This is a genomic window from Streptacidiphilus sp. MAP12-16, from assembly GCF_041262165.1.
In the GTDB taxonomy this organism is placed as follows: domain Bacteria; phylum Actinomycetota; class Actinomycetes; order Streptomycetales; family Streptomycetaceae; genus Streptacidiphilus.
Genome location: NZ_JBGCBY010000028.1, coordinates 81,856 through 98,343, shown reverse-complemented (window position 1 = coordinate 98,343; position 16,488 = coordinate 81,856). Strand labels below are relative to the sequence as shown.

Below are 16,488 nucleotides of genomic sequence, written 5' to 3'. Positions count from 1 at the left end.
TCCAGTCAGGGGCAGTGTCCGGGCCTCGCGTAGGAGGTCACCACCAGCCCGCGGACCTCGGTGCGAGCACACTCCTGGAAGTCGGCGGCGAGGGTGGACTGCTTCACGGCGTCCTGCGGGCTGGCGTTCGGCACGCGGCTCCCGGGGCTCCGGACGGTGATGATCCTGGTGGTCAGCAGCATCGCGGCGCGGACGGCCTGCGAGGACTTCTCGTTCCCGCCGATGGTGCCGGAGTCCGCTACGTTCCCGGACAGTGCGAGGTCCGTCAGTCCGGCGAAGTCGCGAGGATAGGACAGTTCGGACTGCCTCCGCTCGAACGGTAGGAACAGCACTCCCGCGCCGGGGGTCGCGTAGCCGTGCACGGCACGGGCCGCCGCAGCGAAATCGTCCGGCCAGGCCTGCGGGGTGCGCCACTTCAGTTCGACCGGCAGCAGGAGCAGCAGCGCCGCAGGGACAGCCAGCAGCACCCGCCACCCCAGGCGCGGGCTGCTGCGGCCGAGCCGGTCGAGCGCGGCGCCGATCAGCAGAACCAGCCCGGCGTACTCGAAGAGGACGTAGCGGTCGACGTACACCGGGCGGACCACGGTGACCAGGAACAGCACGGTCTGCGGGAGCAGCAGCAGCGGCAGGGCGAAGGCCCGCAGGGTCATCTCCCCGCCGCTGCGCTCGGTGCGGTCGATGCGATCGATGCGGTCGATGCGGTCGATGCGGTCGATGCGGTCGCCACCCGGAGCCGACCGCGGCACCGGCGCGAGAATCGCGCAGAGCACGCCGACCACGCTGATGCCCACGGCGAAGAGAACCGTGGGCGCGCGGGGCGGCAGTATCCAGGATATCTGTCCGGACTGGCTGGAACTCAGCTGGGCCAGCGGCACGAGGCCGAGCGCCACGACCGCGACCGCGCAGAGCCAACCCAACGGGAGGCCGCGCCGCCGCCGTACCAGCAGCAGGCTGACGCCCTGCGCGGCCACCGCGAGCACCACGTACTCGTGCAACAGGCAGGTCGTCAGGGTGACCGCGGCGTAGGCGGCCCAGCGCGCGACGCCCGGCCGGTCCAGGGCGCGCAGCAGGAGCAGCGCCGAGGCGACGACCCCGGCGCAGACGATCCCGTACGAACGGCCGTCCTGTGCGTACAGCTGGATCGCGGGGAACACCGGGAAGGCGAGGCCCGCGGCCAGCCCGGCGCGTGGTGTGGCAAGGCGACGGCCGAGCAGGGCCACGCCTGCCGCCGCCGCTGCCACCCCGAGGACCGAGGGCAGCCTGAGGGTGATCAGTCCGCCGCCGAACAGCATGAACAGAGCGTGCAGCCCCAGGTAGTAGAGCGTGTGGACGGCGTCCACATGGTGGACCAGCTGCCAGATCTGGGCGGTGCTGCGGTGGGCCACCTGGTAGCTGACGGCCTCGTCCAGCCACAGGCTGTCGCCGCGCCGGATGCCCCACAGGCCCAGCGCGAGCGCCAGGGCGGCCGGGGGCACCGCGACGGCTGCCCCCGACGCGACGCGGGAGCGCGTCCCGACGGCCGTGGGTACCAGCACGTCGCTGCTCAAGCCTGTGGAGGTCATGTGTGATCCCCCTGTGCGGGGTCCGGCTGCAGCGGTGCGCGGCCGGCGGCTACGAGGGAATCGGTCATGGTGGACATCATGCACAACCAGCCAGTCGCGCCCTCACCCGCGGGTCCCGCCTGGAGGGCAGGTCGTGTGCGGAGCAGTGCAGGGCAGCGGCAGCGGGCTCGCAGATGATCTCGACCGCTGCTCAGGCGTCCGAGCCGATGGGCAGTCCTGCGTAGTTCTCGGCGAGCTCGGCGGCGGCGTGCCCGGACGACGCGATGCGTTCCAGCTGGGAGAGCTGCAGCCGGGTCTCGAACGGGCTCTGGCCGGGGTCGGTGTGCAGGGTCGAGGTCATGAAGTACGAGAAGTGCTCGGCACGCCAGACCCGGCGCAAGCAGGTGGCGGAGTAGGCGTCCAGCAGCTCCGCGGACCCGCTGTCCTTGAGCTGCGCGAACGCGCGGGCCAGGACGACGACGTCGGCGGCGGCCAGGTTCAGGCCCTTGGCCCCGGTGGGCGGGACGATATGGGCCGCGTCGCCGGCCAGGAACACCCGGCCGTAGCGCATCGGCTCGGTGACGTGGCTGCGCAGCGGCAGGACGGACTTGGCCGTGATCGGGCCGCGCCGCAGAGTCCAGGGCGTGCCGAGGGCGAAGCGGGCGTCGAGTTCGTCCCAGATCCGCTCGTCGGGCCAGTCGGCGGGGTCGGTCCCGATGGGAACCTGCAGATAGAGCCGGCTGACGGAGGGTGAGCGCAGGCTGCCCAGGGCGAAGCCGCGCGGCGAGTGGGCGTAGATCAGCTCGTCGTAGGACGGCGCGACGTCAGCGAGGACGCCCAGCCACGAGTAGGGGTAGGAGCGCTCGTAGCTGCGCCGCACGCCTTCCGGGAGCGCGTCCTTGGCAACGCCGTGAAACCCGTCGCAGCCCACCACGTATTCGCAGGTCAGGGTCTGCTCGCGGCCCTGGTGGGTGTAGTGGACCCGGGGGCGATCGGTGTCCGCGCCCTCGACCGCGTGCGCCTGGGCCTCGAACAGCAGCGGGCCGCCCTCGCCGAGTTGCAGGGCTATCAGGTCCTTGACCACCTCGGTCTGCGCGTACACCATCACGCTGCGCCCGCCGGTCAGGGCCGGGAAGTCGATGCGGTGCGCGCGACCGTCGAAGCGCAGCTCGATGCCGTGGTGGACCAGCCCCTCGCGATCCAGCCGCTCGCCCGCGCCGGCCGCGCGCAGCGCATCCACGGTGGCCTGCTCCAGGATGCCGGCGCGCTGGCGCTGCTCGACGTAGGTGCGGTCCCGGCTCTCCAGCACGACGCTGTCGATCCCGGCCCGGTGCAGCAGGCGGGCGAGCAGCAGGCCGGAGGGCCCGCCGCCGATGATGCCGACCGTGGTGTGGCGCATCAGTTGTCATCCTCACGAAGGGTGCGGTCGGCGATCGCGAAGGCGGCGTTGGCCGCCGGGACGCCGCAGTAGACAGCACTCTGGAGCAGCACTTCCTGGATCTCGTCGCTGGTCAGGCCATTGCGTAGGGCGGCCCGCAGATGCATGGCCAACTCCTGGTGGTGGCCTCCGGCCACCAGCGCGGTGAGGGTGATGCAGCTGCGCGTGCGGCGGTCCAGGCCCGGACGGGTCCAGATCTCACCCCAGGCGTAGCGGGTGATGAAGTCCTGGAAGGGGGCAGTGAAGTCGGTGGTCCGGGCCTGGGCCCGGTCCACGTGGGCGTCGCCCAGGACAGCGCGGCGCACGGTCATCCCGGCCGCGTGGCGCGAGCCCTCGTCGCCACGCGACGCGGTCAGCTGCTCCAGCAGCGCGGCCAGGACCGGCCCGGGCTTCTCGACGCCCGCCAGGTGGGCGGCCCCGGCGACCTCGGTGAGGCTCGCGCCGGGGATGCCGTCGGCCAGCTCGCGGGCGTGCGCGGGCGGGGTGGCGGGGTCGTCGCGTCCGGCGACGACGAGGGTGGGGGCGGCGACGCGGTGCAGCTCGGACCGCAGGTCGTAGGCGGCGAGGGCGTCGCAGCAGGCCGCGTAGCCGGCTGGATCGGCGGCGCGCAGGTCCTCGACGAGCCCGGCCCCAGCAGCCGCACCCGCACCAGCACCGAAGCCGGGCGTGAACCAGCGGGCCGGGGCTGTGGCGGTGAGCGGCTCGGTGCCCTCCTTCCGCACCAGAGCCGCGCGTTCGCGCCACGGTTCCGGCTCGCCGAAGTGCGCCGAGGAGCAGACCAGCGCCAGGGAGCTCACCCGTCGGGGATGGTGGATCGCGAGCCACAGGCCCACGGCGCCCCCGAGCGAAATGCCCGCATAGGCGAAACGCTCGATGCGCAGGGAGTCTGCGAGGCCGAGCACCAGGCGGCCCAGATCGGCGACGGTCGTGCCGCCCTCGGACCGCGCCGCGGGCAGCAGGTCGGCGGGCGAGCCGCCGTGACCGGGCAGGTCCCAACGCACCACCCGGTGCCGCCTGGCCAGCGCCGCGACCTGGGGCTCCCAGACGGCGAGAGAGGTCCCGAGCGAGGGTCCGAGCAGCAGCGGCGGGCCGTCCTGAGCGCCGTCGGCCCGGTGGTGCAGTACGGGGCTGGTCACGGCGCCTCCCTGAGAGCACGGTCCACCAGGGCTCCGGACGAGCCCAGATACCTTGCGGGATCGGTCAGTTCGCGCATCCGGTGCTCGGTCAGCAGGCCCGCCAACTCGGGCTGGGCCGCGAGGGCCTGGTCCAGGCCGCGACCCTGCTCCAGAGCGCGGACCGAGGCGCGGGACAGCGCCTTCTTGGCCTGGCCGCGACCGATCAGGGCGCCGAAGGCCGCGGCGAGGTGCTCGGTGACGATCAGACCATCGGTCTGGTCGAGGTTCGTCCGCATGCGGTGCGGGTGGACGCGCAGTCCCTCGGTGAGCTCGGCCGCGTCCCGGGCGGCCCCGCCGACCAGCCGCAGTGCCTCGCGCAACGGCTGCCACTCGGCGTGCCACGCACCGGCCGGGCGCTCGTCCTCGGCGACCAGCGAGCCGAACAGAACGCAGGCCAGGGCCGGGACCTGACGGGCCGTCGCCGCGATCAGCGTCGCGCGCACGGGGTTGGCCTTGTGCGGCATGGCCGAGGAGCCTCCGCCGCTGCCCTCCCCCAGTTCTCCGATCTCGGTGCGGGACAGGGTGAGGACGTCCGCCGCGATCTTGCCGAGCGCGCCGGAGCTGAAGGCCAGCGCCGCGCCGAGGTCGGCCACCGGGGTGCGCAGCGCGTGCCAGGGCAGGGCGGGCTCGGCGAGGCCGGTCTGCCGGGCGTAGGCGGCGAGCAGTCGCAGGCCCAGCTCCGGATCCGGGGCGGCGCCGTCCGCCTCGGCGTAGGCGTGGAACGCCGCGAGGGTTCCGGCCGCGCCGCCGAGTTGGGCCGGCAGTGCGGCGCGGGTCGCGGCGAGTCGGGCGCGGGCGTCCAGGACCAGGCTGCGCCAACCGGCCGCCTTGAGACCGAAGGTGGTCGGTACCGCGTGCTGGGTGAGGGTGCGTCCGGGCATCACCGTGTCGCGGTGCTCGGTCGCGAGCCGGGCCAGGGCCGTCGCGGTGCGGTCCAGGTCGGCAAGGGTCAGGTCCAGGGCTGTGGCGGCGACCAGCATCAGGGCGGTGTCCATGATGTCCTGGCTGGTGGCGCCCCGATGGACGTAGGCGGCCGCATCCGGGTCCGCCGCGGCCACGGCCGCGGTCAGATCGGCGACCAGCGGGATGACCGGGTTGCCGCCGGAGCGGGCCCGCCGGGCCAGGCTGCGCAGGTCGAAGCCACCGAGATCGTGACGGGTGGCCGCGGCGGTGACGGCGTCGGCGGCGGAGCCGGGCGCCAGGCCGAGTTCGACCTGGGCGCGGACCAGCGCGGCCTCCGCCGTCAGCATCGCCTGCAGCACGGCGGCATCCCCGGTCACCGCGGCCACGGCCGAGCCCGCCGCAGCCGGCGACAGCAGGCCGACGTCGTCGGGGAGCTGGGGGGGTTCCTGGGGGGTTTCAGTCGAAGGCAAGGAACGTCGTCTCCTTCTCCCCCTGCAGGTGGATGTCGAAGCGGTACATGTTCTCGTCCTCGCGCACGGACTCCAGCGACGCTCGCCGTTGCGCGACCAGCGCTGCGAGCAGCGGGTCGGTGGCGTGGAGCGGATGGTCGGTCAGATAGGCGCGGGTGTAGAGGTGGTGCAGCAGCCCTCGGGCGAAGACGCACACCGCCAGGTACGGGGCCCCACCCGGCGGGAGGGTGCGCAGGGTGTAGTGGCCGTCGTGGTCGGTGGCCACCCGCCCGAAGCCGGTGAAGTCGATCCCGTTGCGCCCCAGGAAGCCGCCGGTGACCTGGTCCCGGCGCATCGAGCCGGGCCGGCCGGCGCGTGAGCCGTCGGGAGCGGGCTGCCAGACCTCCAGCAGCGCGTCGGGGACCGGTTGGCCCGCGCCGTCGTGGACGGTTCCGTGCACGGTGATGGCACCGGGAGCGGCGGCCGTGGCCAGGTTGCCGCCATCGGGGAAGGGCAGGGCGTAGCCGTAGAACGGTCCGACGGTCTGCGACGGCGTGGGGAGCGTCATCGGCCCTCCTCGATCCAGGTGGCGGAGGGGCCGTCGAGGACGATGTCCCAGCGGTAGCCGAGCGACCACTCCGGCGTGGACAGGTCGTGGTCGTAAATCGCGACGAGACGCCGGCGGGCGTCCTCGTCGGTGACGGACTGCAGGATGGGGTCGTAGCGGAAGAGCGGGTCTCCAGGGAAGTACATCTGGGTGACCAGGCGCTGGGTGAACGCGGCGCCGAAGAGCGAGAAGTGGATGTGGGCGGGGCGCCAGGCGTTCTCGTGGTTGCGCCAGGGGTAGGCGCCGGGCTTGACGGTGGTGAAGGAGTACTCACCCCGGTCGTTCGTCAGGCAGCGGCCGACTCCGCTGAAGTTGGGGTCCAACGGGGCCGGGTGCTGGTCGCGCCGGTGGGCGTACCGGCCGGAGGCGTTGGCCTGCCAGATCTCCACCAGCTGGCTGGTCACCGGCCGTCCGGAGCGGTCCAGGACGCGACCGGTGACGGTGATCCGCTCGCCCAGCGGTTCGCCGGTGTGCTGGCGGGTCAGGTCGGCGTCCAGGTCGGTGATATCGGTGACGCCGAAGACGGGACCGGACAGCTCGATCGCGTCCGGGTCCCGCACCGCGATCGGGGGCTGCCGGGGGTGGCGCAGCACGCTGCTGCGGTAGGGCGCGTACCCCCGGGAGGGGTGATGGAGGGCCGGGCCTCCGTCGGCGAGCTCCTTCGCGTACGCCTGGCTCTCGGTCGCGATCTCCCGGTCGATGTCCCGCTGAGTGGGTGTCATGGCCGGCCTGCCGTCACACGGCCTGCCTTCACACGGCCTGACTTCACACGGCCTGACTTCACTCGGCCTGCCTCAACGGGCGCCGCCGTCCGCGCGACGATCTCGTCCGCGCTGACGCCGGGGGCGGTCTCCACCAGGACCAGACCGCCGGGGGTGATGTCGAGGACGCCGAGGTCGGTGATGATCCGGTGCACGCAGGCGCGGCCGGTCAGCGGCAGCGAGCACTCCTGCACGATCTTCGGCGAGCCGTCCTTGGCCGTGTGTTCCATCAGCACGATGACCCTGCGGGCGCCGTGGACCAGGTCCATGGCTCCGCCCATGCCCTTGACCATCCGGCCCGGGATCATCCAGTTGGCCAGGTCGCCGCCGGCCGACACCTGCATCGCGCCGAGGATCGCGGCGTCGATGTGGCCGCCGCGGATCATGCCGAACGACAGCGCGGAGTCGAAGAACGAAGCTCCGGGCAGGACCGTCACCGTCTCCTTGCCCGCGTTGATCAGATCGGGGTCCACCTCGTCGTCGGTCGGGTACGGGCCGACGCCCAGGATGCCGTTCTCGGACTGCAGCACCACGTCCACACCCTCGGGCAGGAAGCTGGGCACCAGCGTCGGCAGCCCGATCCCCAGGTTGACGTAGCTGCCGTCCTGCAGCTCGGTCGCGGCGCGAGCCGCCATCTCGTCCCTGCTCCAGGCCATCAGCCGCTCACCGTCTCTCGTGCCGGAGGCGCGGAGATCGTGCGCCGTTCGATGCCCTTGTCCGCGATCTGTTCCGGCGTCAGTCGCACCACCCGCTGCACAAAGACACCCGGCAGATGGATCTCGTCCGGCCCCAGCACGCCCGGCTCCACCAGTTCCTCGACCTCGGCGACGGTGACGCGTCCGGCCATGGCGGCGAGCGGATTGAAGTTGCGCGCGGACTGGCGAAAGACCAGGTTTCCGTGCCGATCGCCCCTCGCCGCGCGTACCAGCGCGAAGTCCGTGGTGATGCCGCGCTCCAGGACGTACTGCAGGCCGTCGAACTCGCGGATCTCCTTCGGCGGTGACGCCACCGCCACACTCCCGTCGGCCGCGTAGCGCCACGGCAGGCCGCCCTCGGCGACCTGGGTACCGACACCCGCCGGGGTGAAGAACCCGGGGATGCCGCAGCCCCCTGCCCGCAGCCGCTCCGCGAGCGTGCCCTGCGGGATCAACTCCACCTCCAGCTCCCCGCCCAGGTACTGGCGCGCGAACTCCTTGTTCTCGCCCACGTAGCTGCCGGTCACCCGCGCGATCCGGCCCGCGGCCAGCAGCAGGCCCAGCCCCGCCCCGTCCACCCCGCAGTTGTTCGACACCACCGCGAGATCGCCGGCGCCCTGCCCGAAAAGAGCCTGGATCAGCACGTTCGGCACGCCGCTGAGGCCGAACCCTCCGACGGCCAACGACGACCCGTCAGCAATGTCGGCAACCGCCTCAGCAGCGGTCGCCTTGACCTTGTCCATAGAAATCCTTACGGCCTGGACCATGCAGGATGTTCGCCTGGTGAACTACAGTTCATGATTGACTCGCTTCTGAGTCTGCGCCCGCTGCTCGCGCCTGTCAACGGTCGGCCGAGGGAACTGACTACGGTTGCCCGAGGTCGACGCCAATGGAGAACCGATGCCGCCCATGACCAGCACCGACATCGCCGCGCCCGCTGAAGCCGTGGGCCCGCTGATGCGCGGGATCGCCGTCCTGCGCCGGCTGACCGACGCCGGCGGCCGGCAGAGCCTGGGCGACCTGGCCCGGACCACCGCGCTCGCGCGCTCCACCGTGGACCGGGTGGTCCGCACCCTGGAGCGGATGGGCTACCTGCGCCTGGAGGGCCGCGACGCGATCCTCGCCCCCGGCCTGATGGAGCTCGGCAACGCCTACCTGGCCGCCGTACGCCTCCCCGACCTGCTCGGCCCGCACGCCGACCGGCTCGCCGACCGCCTCGACGAGTCGGTGTCCATCGCCGTCCCGGATCTCGACGGCGTGCGCTTCGTGCACCAGGCCACGCGCAGACGCGCCCTGTCCCTCACCTTCCGCATCGGCGACCTGCTCCCGGCCGAGCGCACCGCTCCAGGCCCGCTGTTCGCCGTCGACTGGACCGCGGACGACTGGACCCGCTGGCACGAGCGGCGCGCCGCCGACCCGGAGGACCTCCGCTTCCCCGCCGTCCCGCCCGGGCGCACGGGCACTCGCGAGACCTTCCGGGACCGCACCGCCGACGTCCGGGAACGCGGTTGGTCTCTGGACGACCAGCTGATCGAACCCGGACTGGTCGCCCTCGCGCTACCTGTAGTCGATCTGACCGGACGTCAGGTCTGCGCGGTGAGCGCGGTCAGCCACACCAGTCGGCACAGCGCCGCCGCACTGCGCGACGCCGTGCTGCCGCACCTGCGGAAAACCGTGGCGGCGATGGAACAGGAGCTCCGCCAGGCGCCACTCGCGCCACCCGCGTCCGCGCCACCCACGTCCTCGCACGGGCTCGCTAGTTGGACGGCGGCGTCCAAGCAGGAGCTGGGTCCCGAGTTCGTCGAATCCCTCGCCCGGGGCCTGACCGTGCTCGCCGCGTTCGGCGCCGACCGGCCCGAACTTCCGCTCACCGCCGTCGCCCTGGCCACCGGACTGCCCCGGGCCACCGCGCGCCGCGCCCTGATCACGCTGGAACACCTGGGCTACGTCACCATGCACGGGAAGGACTTCCGGCCGACCCCGCGGGTCCTGGCCCTCGGCTTCGCCCCGCTCTCCCGGCTGACCCTGCCCCAGATCGCGCAACCGCACCTCGCCGCCCTGGTCGGCCAGGTGCACGAGTCGGCCTCGCTGGCCGTCCTGGACGGCGACGACATCCAGTACACCGCCCGCGTCGCCACCGCCCGGATCATGAGCGTCAACATCACCCTCGGCACCCGGCTGCCCGCCTACGCGACGTCCATGGGCCGGGTACTCCTCGCCGGGCTGCCCGCGGACGAGCAGGCCGCGCGGCTGGCGGCCACCGCGCCGCACCCCCTGACCGGGAGCACGGTCACCTCCCCCACCGAGCTGGCCGCCCTGGTACGGCAGGCAGGACGCGACAGCTACGCCCTGGTCGACCAGGAACTGGAGGAGGGCCTGCGCTCGATCGCGGTCCCCGTCCACGACCGCGGCGGACGGGTGGTGGCAGCGGCGAACATCGCGATGCACGCCGGGCGCCGCACGGCCGCGCAGTGCCGCACCGAACTCCTTCCGGCGCTGCGGGAGACGGCCGCCCGGATCGAGGCCGACCTCGACACCGCGGGGCGCTACACCCGCGTCGCCCTCTACTGACCGCGTCCCCATGGGCCGCAGGCGAAATGGCCCGCGAAGATCGGCCGGACCGGCCCTGGGCCTCGGATAGGGTGCAGATCCAGGCCGAGCCCACCGAGGAGACGTGCATGTTCCAGACCGGCCGCGTGATCCTGGCGACGTCGACCGTCGGGCTCGACAAGGACGTCGACCTCCCGCTGATGGTCGACGCCCTGCGCGCCCGGGGCGTGGACGCGGCCGCAGTGCGCTGGGACGCCGCCGACTACGACTGGTCGGCCTGCGAGCGCGTGATCATCAGGTCCACCTGGGACTACGCCGACCGGCTGGACGAGTACCTCTCCTGGGTCGACCGGGTCAGCGCCGTGACCCGCCTGCACAACCCGGCCGAGGTCGTCCGCTGGAGCAGCGACAAGCGGTACCTCCAGGACCTCGCCGACCAGGGCGTCCCGACCGCCCCGACCACCTTCATCGCCCCTGGCGATGACGTGGCGCTACCCGCGAACGGGCAGTTCGTGGTGAAGCCCACGGTGTCCGCCGGTGCGCGCGGCGCCGCCCGGTACACCGGCGACCAGGTCGCCCTGGCCGCGCGCCACGTGCGTTCGCTGAACGCCGCCGGTGCGACCGCGATGGTGCAGCCCTACCTGTCCCGGATCGCCGAGGGTGAACGGGCGCTGGTCTTCCTCGGCGGTTCCTTCAGCCATGCGACGCGCAAGGGACCCGTGCTGACCGACATAGGCGTGGTCGACAACGCCAGGGTCGCGCACCCGGACCTGGTGGGACATCAGCCGTCCGCAGCAGAGATCGAACTCGCCACAGCGGCCCTCCGGGTGGCGCCCAGCCGGGACGAGGTCCGTGTCGCACGCGTCGACGTCGCCCTCGCGGACGACGGATCGCCGGTCGTAATGGAGCTGGAGCTGATCGAGCCCAACCTCTTCCTCACGCACAATCCCGCCGGACTGCGGAGCTTCGCCGACATGGTCCAGGGACTCTGACGTCCTCCCACCTGACGCAGCCGAGCCGCTGCCTGACCGGACGGACCGCAGCGGCCCGGGCACCTGCTCGGTTCAGCTGCGGGTGAACCGGAGGGCGAGCGTGACGGTGGTGAGGCCCTTGAGCATCCCGGCGCGGTTCCAGTTCATCCCGAACTCGCCACGGTCCACTGTCACCTCACCGGTGAGGGTGACGTCGGTCGGGCTGGCGGCGCTGACGTCGGCAGTGAACTCCAGCGGCCGGGCGATACCGAGCACCGTGAGCTGACCGGAGACCTTGGCGGTGCCCGCGCTGTCGGGGACGACGCTGCCGGCGGTGAAGGTGAACGCCGGGTGCTTGTCGACGTCGAAGAAGTCCGCAGAGCGCAGGTGGGTGTCGAGCTTTGCCTGCTTGGTGCTGATCGACGCGGCGTCGATGGTCAGCGTGCCGCGCGCCGAGACGTCCGGCAGGATCTCGCCCTCGCCCTCGACGCCGGTGAAGCTGCCGTTGATGGTGGCCAGGCCCCACATCGACTTGTGCCGGATGCCGACGGAGGACTGCGCCGCGTCCAGGGTCCACGCCCCGACGCTGAGGTCCGCGAGCCTGGTAGCGGACTGGGTGGAGTTGGTGGTGTGGCTCGCCATGGAGATCACGCCTTTCGTGCTGAGCATCCAGCAGGGATAAGTTTTCGTAGGCTCCTATTAGTAACACACTCACTTACTTTTTCGCAGCTACGGAGGCGATACCGGTACGATGTGCCCATGACGACGGAACCGGGACTGCGGGGGCCCGATGAGGACGGAGCGTTCTGTACGGAGGCGGGCAGCGCGGTGGAGCGCGTCTTCAAGCTGCTGGGCAAGCGCTGGACCGGCCTGATCGTGGCCTCGCTGATGGGCGGCCCGGTCCACTTCGCCGAGTTCCGCCGCGCGGTCCCGGGCATCAGCGAGCGAGTGCTCTCGGACCGCCTCACCGAGCTGGTCGCCGCGGGCCTGGTGCTCCGCGAGGTCGACAGCGGACCGCCCCTGCGGGTCAGCTACCGCCTGACCGAGGTCGGAGCCGGACTGCGGCCGGCACTCGTCGAACTGGGCCGCTGGGCCGAGGAGTCCCTGCCGAGAGCCGACACGGCCGGCTGCCCCACCCAGTCGGCAGGCCGCAACGGCGTTTCATCGGACGACTGAGCCGACCAGAAGCCTTCGGCCCGCGGACCGGGAAATACCCGCCGAACCTCCGAGGCGCTGGACGGCAGCGCCGCCGCGGATCCCCCGCAGATCACCCTTGCCAAGGTCGGCGGAGATCCGTAGAGTCCACCCAGCGCCAGCAGACATCCGATGTTTCTGCCATTGCCTGATTCTGCTCGCCGGATCTCCGTACGCATCCCCCTCGCAAGGAGCCGTCCCCGTGACACCGCTACACGCCGCCGTCGGCGTCGGCATGCAAGGGTTGCGTCTGCGCCCCTCCGGATCGCACGACGGGACGCCGCCAAGGGACCGCAGCAAGGGATCGCAGCAAGGGAGAACACGATGAGGACCAGCACGCTCGGGCACTCCCCGGTGCGCGTCACCGAGTTGGCCTTCGGTGCGGCTCCGCTGGGCAATCTCTTCAGCGCGGTCAGCGATGACGAGGCGTCGGCTGCGCTGGAAGCGGCCTGGGACGTAGGCATCCGCTACGTCGACACCGCACCGCACTACGGGCTGGGCCTGTCGGAACGCCGCGTCGGCGCCGCGCTGCGCGATCGGCCGCGCGACTCCTACACCGTGTCCAGCAAGGTCGGGCGGCTGCTCGAACCCGCCCCTGGCGGCACCGGCGACGACCTGGCCAACGGCTTCGCCGTGCCCGCCACGCAGCGCCGGGTCTGGGACTTCAGCGCCGACGGGATGCGGCGCAGCATCGACGACAGCCTGAAGCGGCTGGGCCTCGACCGGATCGACGTCGTCTATCTGCACGACCCGGACGAGCACGCCGCCCAGGCACTGGACGAGGCCTACCCGGCACTGGAGCGGCTGCGCGGCGAGGGCGTCGTCGGCGCGATCGGCGCGGGGATGAACCAGTCGGCGCTGCTGACCCGCTTCGTGCGGGACACCGACGTGGACGTGGTGCTGCTGGCCGGCCGCTACACCCTGCTCGACCAGGACGGCCTGGCGGAACTGCTGCCCGAGGCGCAGCGGCGCGGCACCGGCGTGGTGGTGGGCGGCGCGTTCAACTCCGGTCTGCTCGCCGATCCCAGGCCGGGGGCGACCTTCGACTACGCACAGGCACCGGACGACCTGCTGCAGCGCGCGCTGCGGATGAAGGCGGTGTGCGAGCGCCACGGGGTGCCGCTGCGCGCCGCGGCGCTGCGCTTTCCGTTCGGGCATCCAGCCGTCAGCGGCGTAGTCGTGGGGATGCGCTCCGCCGACGAGGTCCGCGACGCCGCTGCCATGATCGGTAGCATGATTCCTGACGGGTTGTGGGACGACCTGCGCGGCGAGGGCCTGCTGCCCGAGTCCGTCCCGGTTCCGAAGGCGGAGTCGCCATGCGCGTAGCGCTGTTCATCACCTGTTTCAACGACACCCTGTATCCGGAGACCGGCAAGGCGGTGGTGCGGCTGCTGGAGCGGCTGGGCCACACCGTCGAGTTCCCGCTGGACCAGACCTGCTGCGGGCAGATGCACTTCAACACCGGCTACCGGCCCGAGGCGGTCCCGCTGGCGCGCCGCTTCGCCGACGTCTTCGCCGGATACGACGCGGTGGTCAGCCCCTCGGCGTCGTGCACCGGCATGGTCCGCGACAACCACGCCCTGCTGACCGGCGTCCAGCCCCCGCGCGTGCACGAGCTCTCGGAGTTCCTGGTCGACGTGCTGGGCGTGACGGATGTCGGCGCGTACTTCCCGCATCGCGTCACCTACCACCCCACCTGCCACTCGCTGCGGATGCTGAGGGTGGGCGACAAACCGCTGCAGCTGCTGCGCGCGGTGCGGGGCATCGATCTGGTCGAGCTGCCGGCGGCGGACTCGTGCTGCGGCTTCGGCGGCACCTTCGCGATCAAGAACGCCGACACCTCCACCGCGATGCTCACCGACAAGATGCGCTGCGTTCTGGACACCGGCGCCGAGGTGCTCAGCGCCGGTGACAATTCCTGCCTGATGCACATCGGCGGCGGGCTCTCCCGGCTGCGCACCGGCGTGCGCACCGTGCACCTGGCCGAGATCCTCGCGTCCACCGAGGGAGACCCCCGATGACGGCACCTCAGAATCCGGGCGTTGCGAACGTGGTGTGGCTCGGCGCTCCCGCCTTCCCCCAGGCCGCGCGGGCGGCCCTGGCCGACACCCAGCTGCGCCGCAACCTGCACCACGCCACGGCCACCATCCGCGACAAGCGGCTGGCCGTCACCGCCGAGCTCGACGACTGGGAGCAGCTGCGCGAGGCTGGTGCGGCGCTCAAGCGCCGAACCCTGCGGCACCTGGACCGCTACCTGCTCGCGCTTGAGGAGTCGGTGACCAAGGCCGGCGGCACGGTCCACTGGGCCGCCGACGCCGAGCAGGCCAACCGCATCGTCACCGAACTCGTGCAGGCCACCGGCGAGCGTGAGGTGGTCAAGGTCAAGTCGATGGCGACCCAGGAGATCGGCCTCAACGAGGCCCTCGCCGAGGCCGGGATCGCCGCGTACGAGACCGACCTGGCCGAGCTCATCGTCCAACTCGGCGATGACCGGCCGTCGCACATCCTGGTCCCGGCCATCCACCGCAACCGTTCCGAGATCCGCGAGATCTTCGCACGCGAGATGGGCCACTGGGGCAAGGCCGCGCCTGACCCCCTGTCCGACGACCCGCGGGCACTGGCCGAGGCCGCGCGGCTGCATCTGCGGGAGAAGTTCCTGCGCGCCAAGGTCGCCGTCTCGGGTGCAAACTTCGCCATCGCGGAGACCGGCACGGTCGGGGTGGTGGAGTCCGAGGGCAACGGCCGGATGTGCCTGACGCTGCCGCAGACCCTGATCACCGTGATGGGCATCGAGAAGGTCCTACCGCAATGGTCGGACCTGGAGGTGTTCCTCCAGCTGCTGCCGCGCTCCTCCACCGGCGAGCGAATGAACCCCTACACCTCCACCTGGCAGGGCGTCACCCCCGGCGACGGCCCCCGGGACTTCCACCTGGTCCTGCTCGACAACGGCCGCACCGCCACCCTGGCCGACACCGTCGGCCGCCAGGCCCTGGCCTGCATCCGCTGCTCGGCCTGCCTCAACGTCTGCCCCGTGTACGAGCGCACCGGCGGCCACGCCTACGGCTCGGTCTACCCCGGACCCATCGGCGCCGTGCTCACCCCGCAGCTCGTCGGCGTCGGCGGTGACACCAAGAGCGCCGCCGCCTCGCTGCCGTTCGCCTCCACCCTGTGCGGGGCCTGTTACGACGCCTGCCCCGTGAAGATCAACATTCCCGAGGTGCTGGCCCATCTGCGCGCCGAGGTGGTCGAGAACAAGCGCCGCGCCCACACGCTGCCCGGCCCCGAAGCCCTGGCGATGAAGGCCGCCGGGGCCATCCTCGCCAGCCCCGGACGCCTCGCCGCCGCACAGAAGGCGGCACGCCTCGGCAGCCGACTCGTCTCCCGCAACGGCAGGATCGGGCCGCTGCCGGGCCCCCTGCACGGCTGGTCCGACACCCGCGACACCCCGCAACCACCGGCCGAGTCCTTCCGGGCATGGTGGCAGCGCACGCACAAGGAGGAGCCGAAGTGACCGCCCGCGACCTCATTCTGGGCCGGATCCGCGACGCCCTCGCCGACGTGCCGGCCGACGAGGCCCCCGAGGACGTGCAGGTCCCCCGCGACTACCGGCGCAGCCACGCCGAGGCGGACGTCGTCGCCCTCTTCGCCGAGCGCGTCGCCGACTACCGCGCGACCGTGAGCCGGGTGAGCGCGGCCCAGGCCCCCGGGGCCATCGCCGCCGCGCTCGCCGAACGGGCCGTGACCAGCCTGGTCGTCCCCGACGGCTTCCCCGACGAGCTGCTCCCCGAGGGCGCCTGGATCCGTCTCCGGGACGACCCGGCCCTGACCGTCGAGCAGTTGGACGCCGCCGACGGCGTCCTGACCACCGCCGCGCTGGGCATCGCCGTCACCGGCACCCTCGTCCTGGACGCGGGCCCGGGGCAGGGGCGGCGCGCCCTCACCCTGCTGCCCGACTACCACCTCTGCGTCATCCGCGAGGACCAGATCGACGGTGACCTCCCCGACGCCCTGGCCCGGTTGGACCCGGCCCGCCCGCTGACCTTCATCTCCGGCCCGTCCGCCACCAGCGACATCGAACTCGACCGCGTCGAGGGCGTGCACGGCCCGCGCACACTTCAGGTCGTCATCATCGCCGCCGACTCCCGCGTACCGGACGCGGCCGACGCACCGCTGCGGGTCGTGCGCGAGCTCTGACGATCCGACG

At 72.4% G+C, this 16,488-nt stretch carries 16 protein-coding genes; 7 read left to right on the top strand and 9 right to left on the bottom strand.

The window, feature by feature from the left end; genetic code table 11:
- Positions 1 to 5: 5 nt before the first annotated feature.
- From ABIA33_RS30000 to ABIA33_RS29965, 8 genes are all read right to left on the bottom strand, one after another.
- Positions 6 to 1,562 (bottom strand): glycosyltransferase family 39 protein, encoded by a 1,557-nt coding sequence (locus ABIA33_RS30000; protein ID WP_370085814.1) that lies wholly within the window; start codon positions 1,560 to 1,562, stop codon positions 6 to 8.
- Between the two features lie 190 nt (positions 1,563 to 1,752).
- Positions 1,753 to 2,940, bottom strand: a complete 1,188-nt coding sequence (locus ABIA33_RS29995; protein WP_370085813.1) for a 4-hydroxybenzoate 3-monooxygenase — start codon at positions 2,938 to 2,940, stop codon at positions 1,753 to 1,755.
- On the bottom strand, positions 2,940 to 4,115 hold the full coding sequence (gene pcaD / locus ABIA33_RS29990) for a 3-oxoadipate enol-lactonase (protein ID WP_370085812.1): 1,176 nt from the start codon (positions 4,113 to 4,115) through the stop codon (positions 2,940 to 2,942). Before pcaD ends, ABIA33_RS29995 begins: the two co-directional genes overlap by 1 nt.
- Positions 4,112 to 5,527: a 3-carboxy-cis,cis-muconate cycloisomerase gene (gene pcaB, locus ABIA33_RS29985; protein ID WP_370085811.1), complete on the bottom strand. Its 1,416-nt coding sequence runs from the start codon at positions 5,525 to 5,527 to the stop codon at positions 4,112 to 4,114. Before pcaB ends, pcaD begins: the two co-directional genes overlap by 4 nt.
- Positions 5,514 to 6,074 carry a protocatechuate 3,4-dioxygenase subunit alpha gene (gene pcaG, locus ABIA33_RS29980; protein ID WP_370085810.1) on the bottom strand — a complete coding sequence of 187 codons (561 nt, stop codon included), beginning with the start codon at positions 6,072 to 6,074 and terminating at the stop codon, positions 5,514 to 5,516. The genes pcaB and pcaG overlap by 14 nt, the downstream gene beginning before the upstream one ends.
- The gene (pcaH, locus tag ABIA33_RS29975; protein WP_370085809.1) at positions 6,071 to 6,835 is read right to left on the bottom strand and encodes a protocatechuate 3,4-dioxygenase subunit beta; all 765 of its coding nucleotides are present in this window, start codon (positions 6,833 to 6,835) and stop codon (positions 6,071 to 6,073) included. The genes pcaG and pcaH overlap by 4 nt, the downstream gene beginning before the upstream one ends.
- The gene (locus ABIA33_RS29970) at positions 6,832 to 7,530 is read right to left on the bottom strand and encodes a CoA transferase subunit B (protein WP_370085808.1); all 699 of its coding nucleotides are present in this window, start codon (positions 7,528 to 7,530) and stop codon (positions 6,832 to 6,834) included. The genes pcaH and ABIA33_RS29970 overlap by 4 nt, the downstream gene beginning before the upstream one ends.
- A complete protein-coding gene (locus ABIA33_RS29965; protein WP_370085807.1) occupies positions 7,530 to 8,312 on the bottom strand; it encodes a CoA transferase subunit A in 783 nt (260 codons plus the stop codon). Before ABIA33_RS29965 ends, ABIA33_RS29970 begins: the two co-directional genes overlap by 1 nt.
- A 157-nt stretch (positions 8,313 to 8,469) precedes the next feature.
- Between ABIA33_RS29965 and ABIA33_RS29960 the strand changes: the two genes are divergently transcribed.
- Positions 8,470 to 10,140: an IclR family transcriptional regulator C-terminal domain-containing protein gene (locus tag ABIA33_RS29960; RefSeq protein ID WP_370085806.1), complete on the top strand. Its 1,671-nt coding sequence runs from the start codon at positions 8,470 to 8,472 to the stop codon at positions 10,138 to 10,140.
- A 107-nt stretch (positions 10,141 to 10,247) separates the two neighbouring features.
- Positions 10,248 to 11,111: a RimK family alpha-L-glutamate ligase gene (locus tag ABIA33_RS29955; RefSeq protein WP_370085805.1), complete on the top strand. Its 864-nt coding sequence runs from the start codon at positions 10,248 to 10,250 to the stop codon at positions 11,109 to 11,111.
- A 72-nt stretch (positions 11,112 to 11,183) separates the two neighbouring features.
- Here the strand turns inward: ABIA33_RS29955 and ABIA33_RS29950 are convergent, their stop codons facing one another.
- Entirely contained in the window at positions 11,184 to 11,759 is a 576-nt protein-coding gene (locus tag ABIA33_RS29950) for a YceI family protein (RefSeq protein ID WP_370085804.1), read from the bottom strand.
- A 90-nt stretch (positions 11,760 to 11,849) separates the two neighbouring features.
- On the opposite strand from ABIA33_RS29950, the gene ABIA33_RS29945 reads away from it, so the two are divergent.
- The 5 genes from ABIA33_RS29945 to ABIA33_RS29925 all read left to right on the top strand — a co-directional run bounded on the left by ABIA33_RS29945 (position 11,850) and on the right by ABIA33_RS29925 (position 16,478).
- Complete coding sequence (locus ABIA33_RS29945) at positions 11,850 to 12,266, top strand: winged helix-turn-helix transcriptional regulator (protein ID WP_370085803.1); 417 nt, start codon at positions 11,850 to 11,852, stop codon at positions 12,264 to 12,266.
- A 342-nt stretch (positions 12,267 to 12,608) separates the two neighbouring features.
- Positions 12,609 to 13,610, top strand: a complete 1,002-nt coding sequence (locus ABIA33_RS29940; RefSeq protein WP_370085802.1) for an aldo/keto reductase — start codon at positions 12,609 to 12,611, stop codon at positions 13,608 to 13,610.
- Positions 13,601 to 14,305: a (Fe-S)-binding protein gene (locus ABIA33_RS29935; protein ID WP_370085801.1), complete on the top strand. Its 705-nt coding sequence runs from the start codon at positions 13,601 to 13,603 to the stop codon at positions 14,303 to 14,305. The genes ABIA33_RS29940 and ABIA33_RS29935 overlap by 10 nt, the downstream gene beginning before the upstream one ends.
- Positions 14,302 to 15,795, top strand: a complete 1,494-nt coding sequence (locus tag ABIA33_RS29930; RefSeq protein ID WP_370085800.1) for a lactate utilization protein B — start codon at positions 14,302 to 14,304, stop codon at positions 15,793 to 15,795. The genes ABIA33_RS29935 and ABIA33_RS29930 overlap by 4 nt, the downstream gene beginning before the upstream one ends.
- Positions 15,792 to 16,478, top strand: a complete 687-nt coding sequence (locus ABIA33_RS29925) for a lactate utilization protein C (protein WP_370085799.1) — start codon at positions 15,792 to 15,794, stop codon at positions 16,476 to 16,478. Before ABIA33_RS29930 ends, ABIA33_RS29925 begins: the two co-directional genes overlap by 4 nt.
- Positions 16,479 to 16,488: the final 10 nt, after the last annotated feature.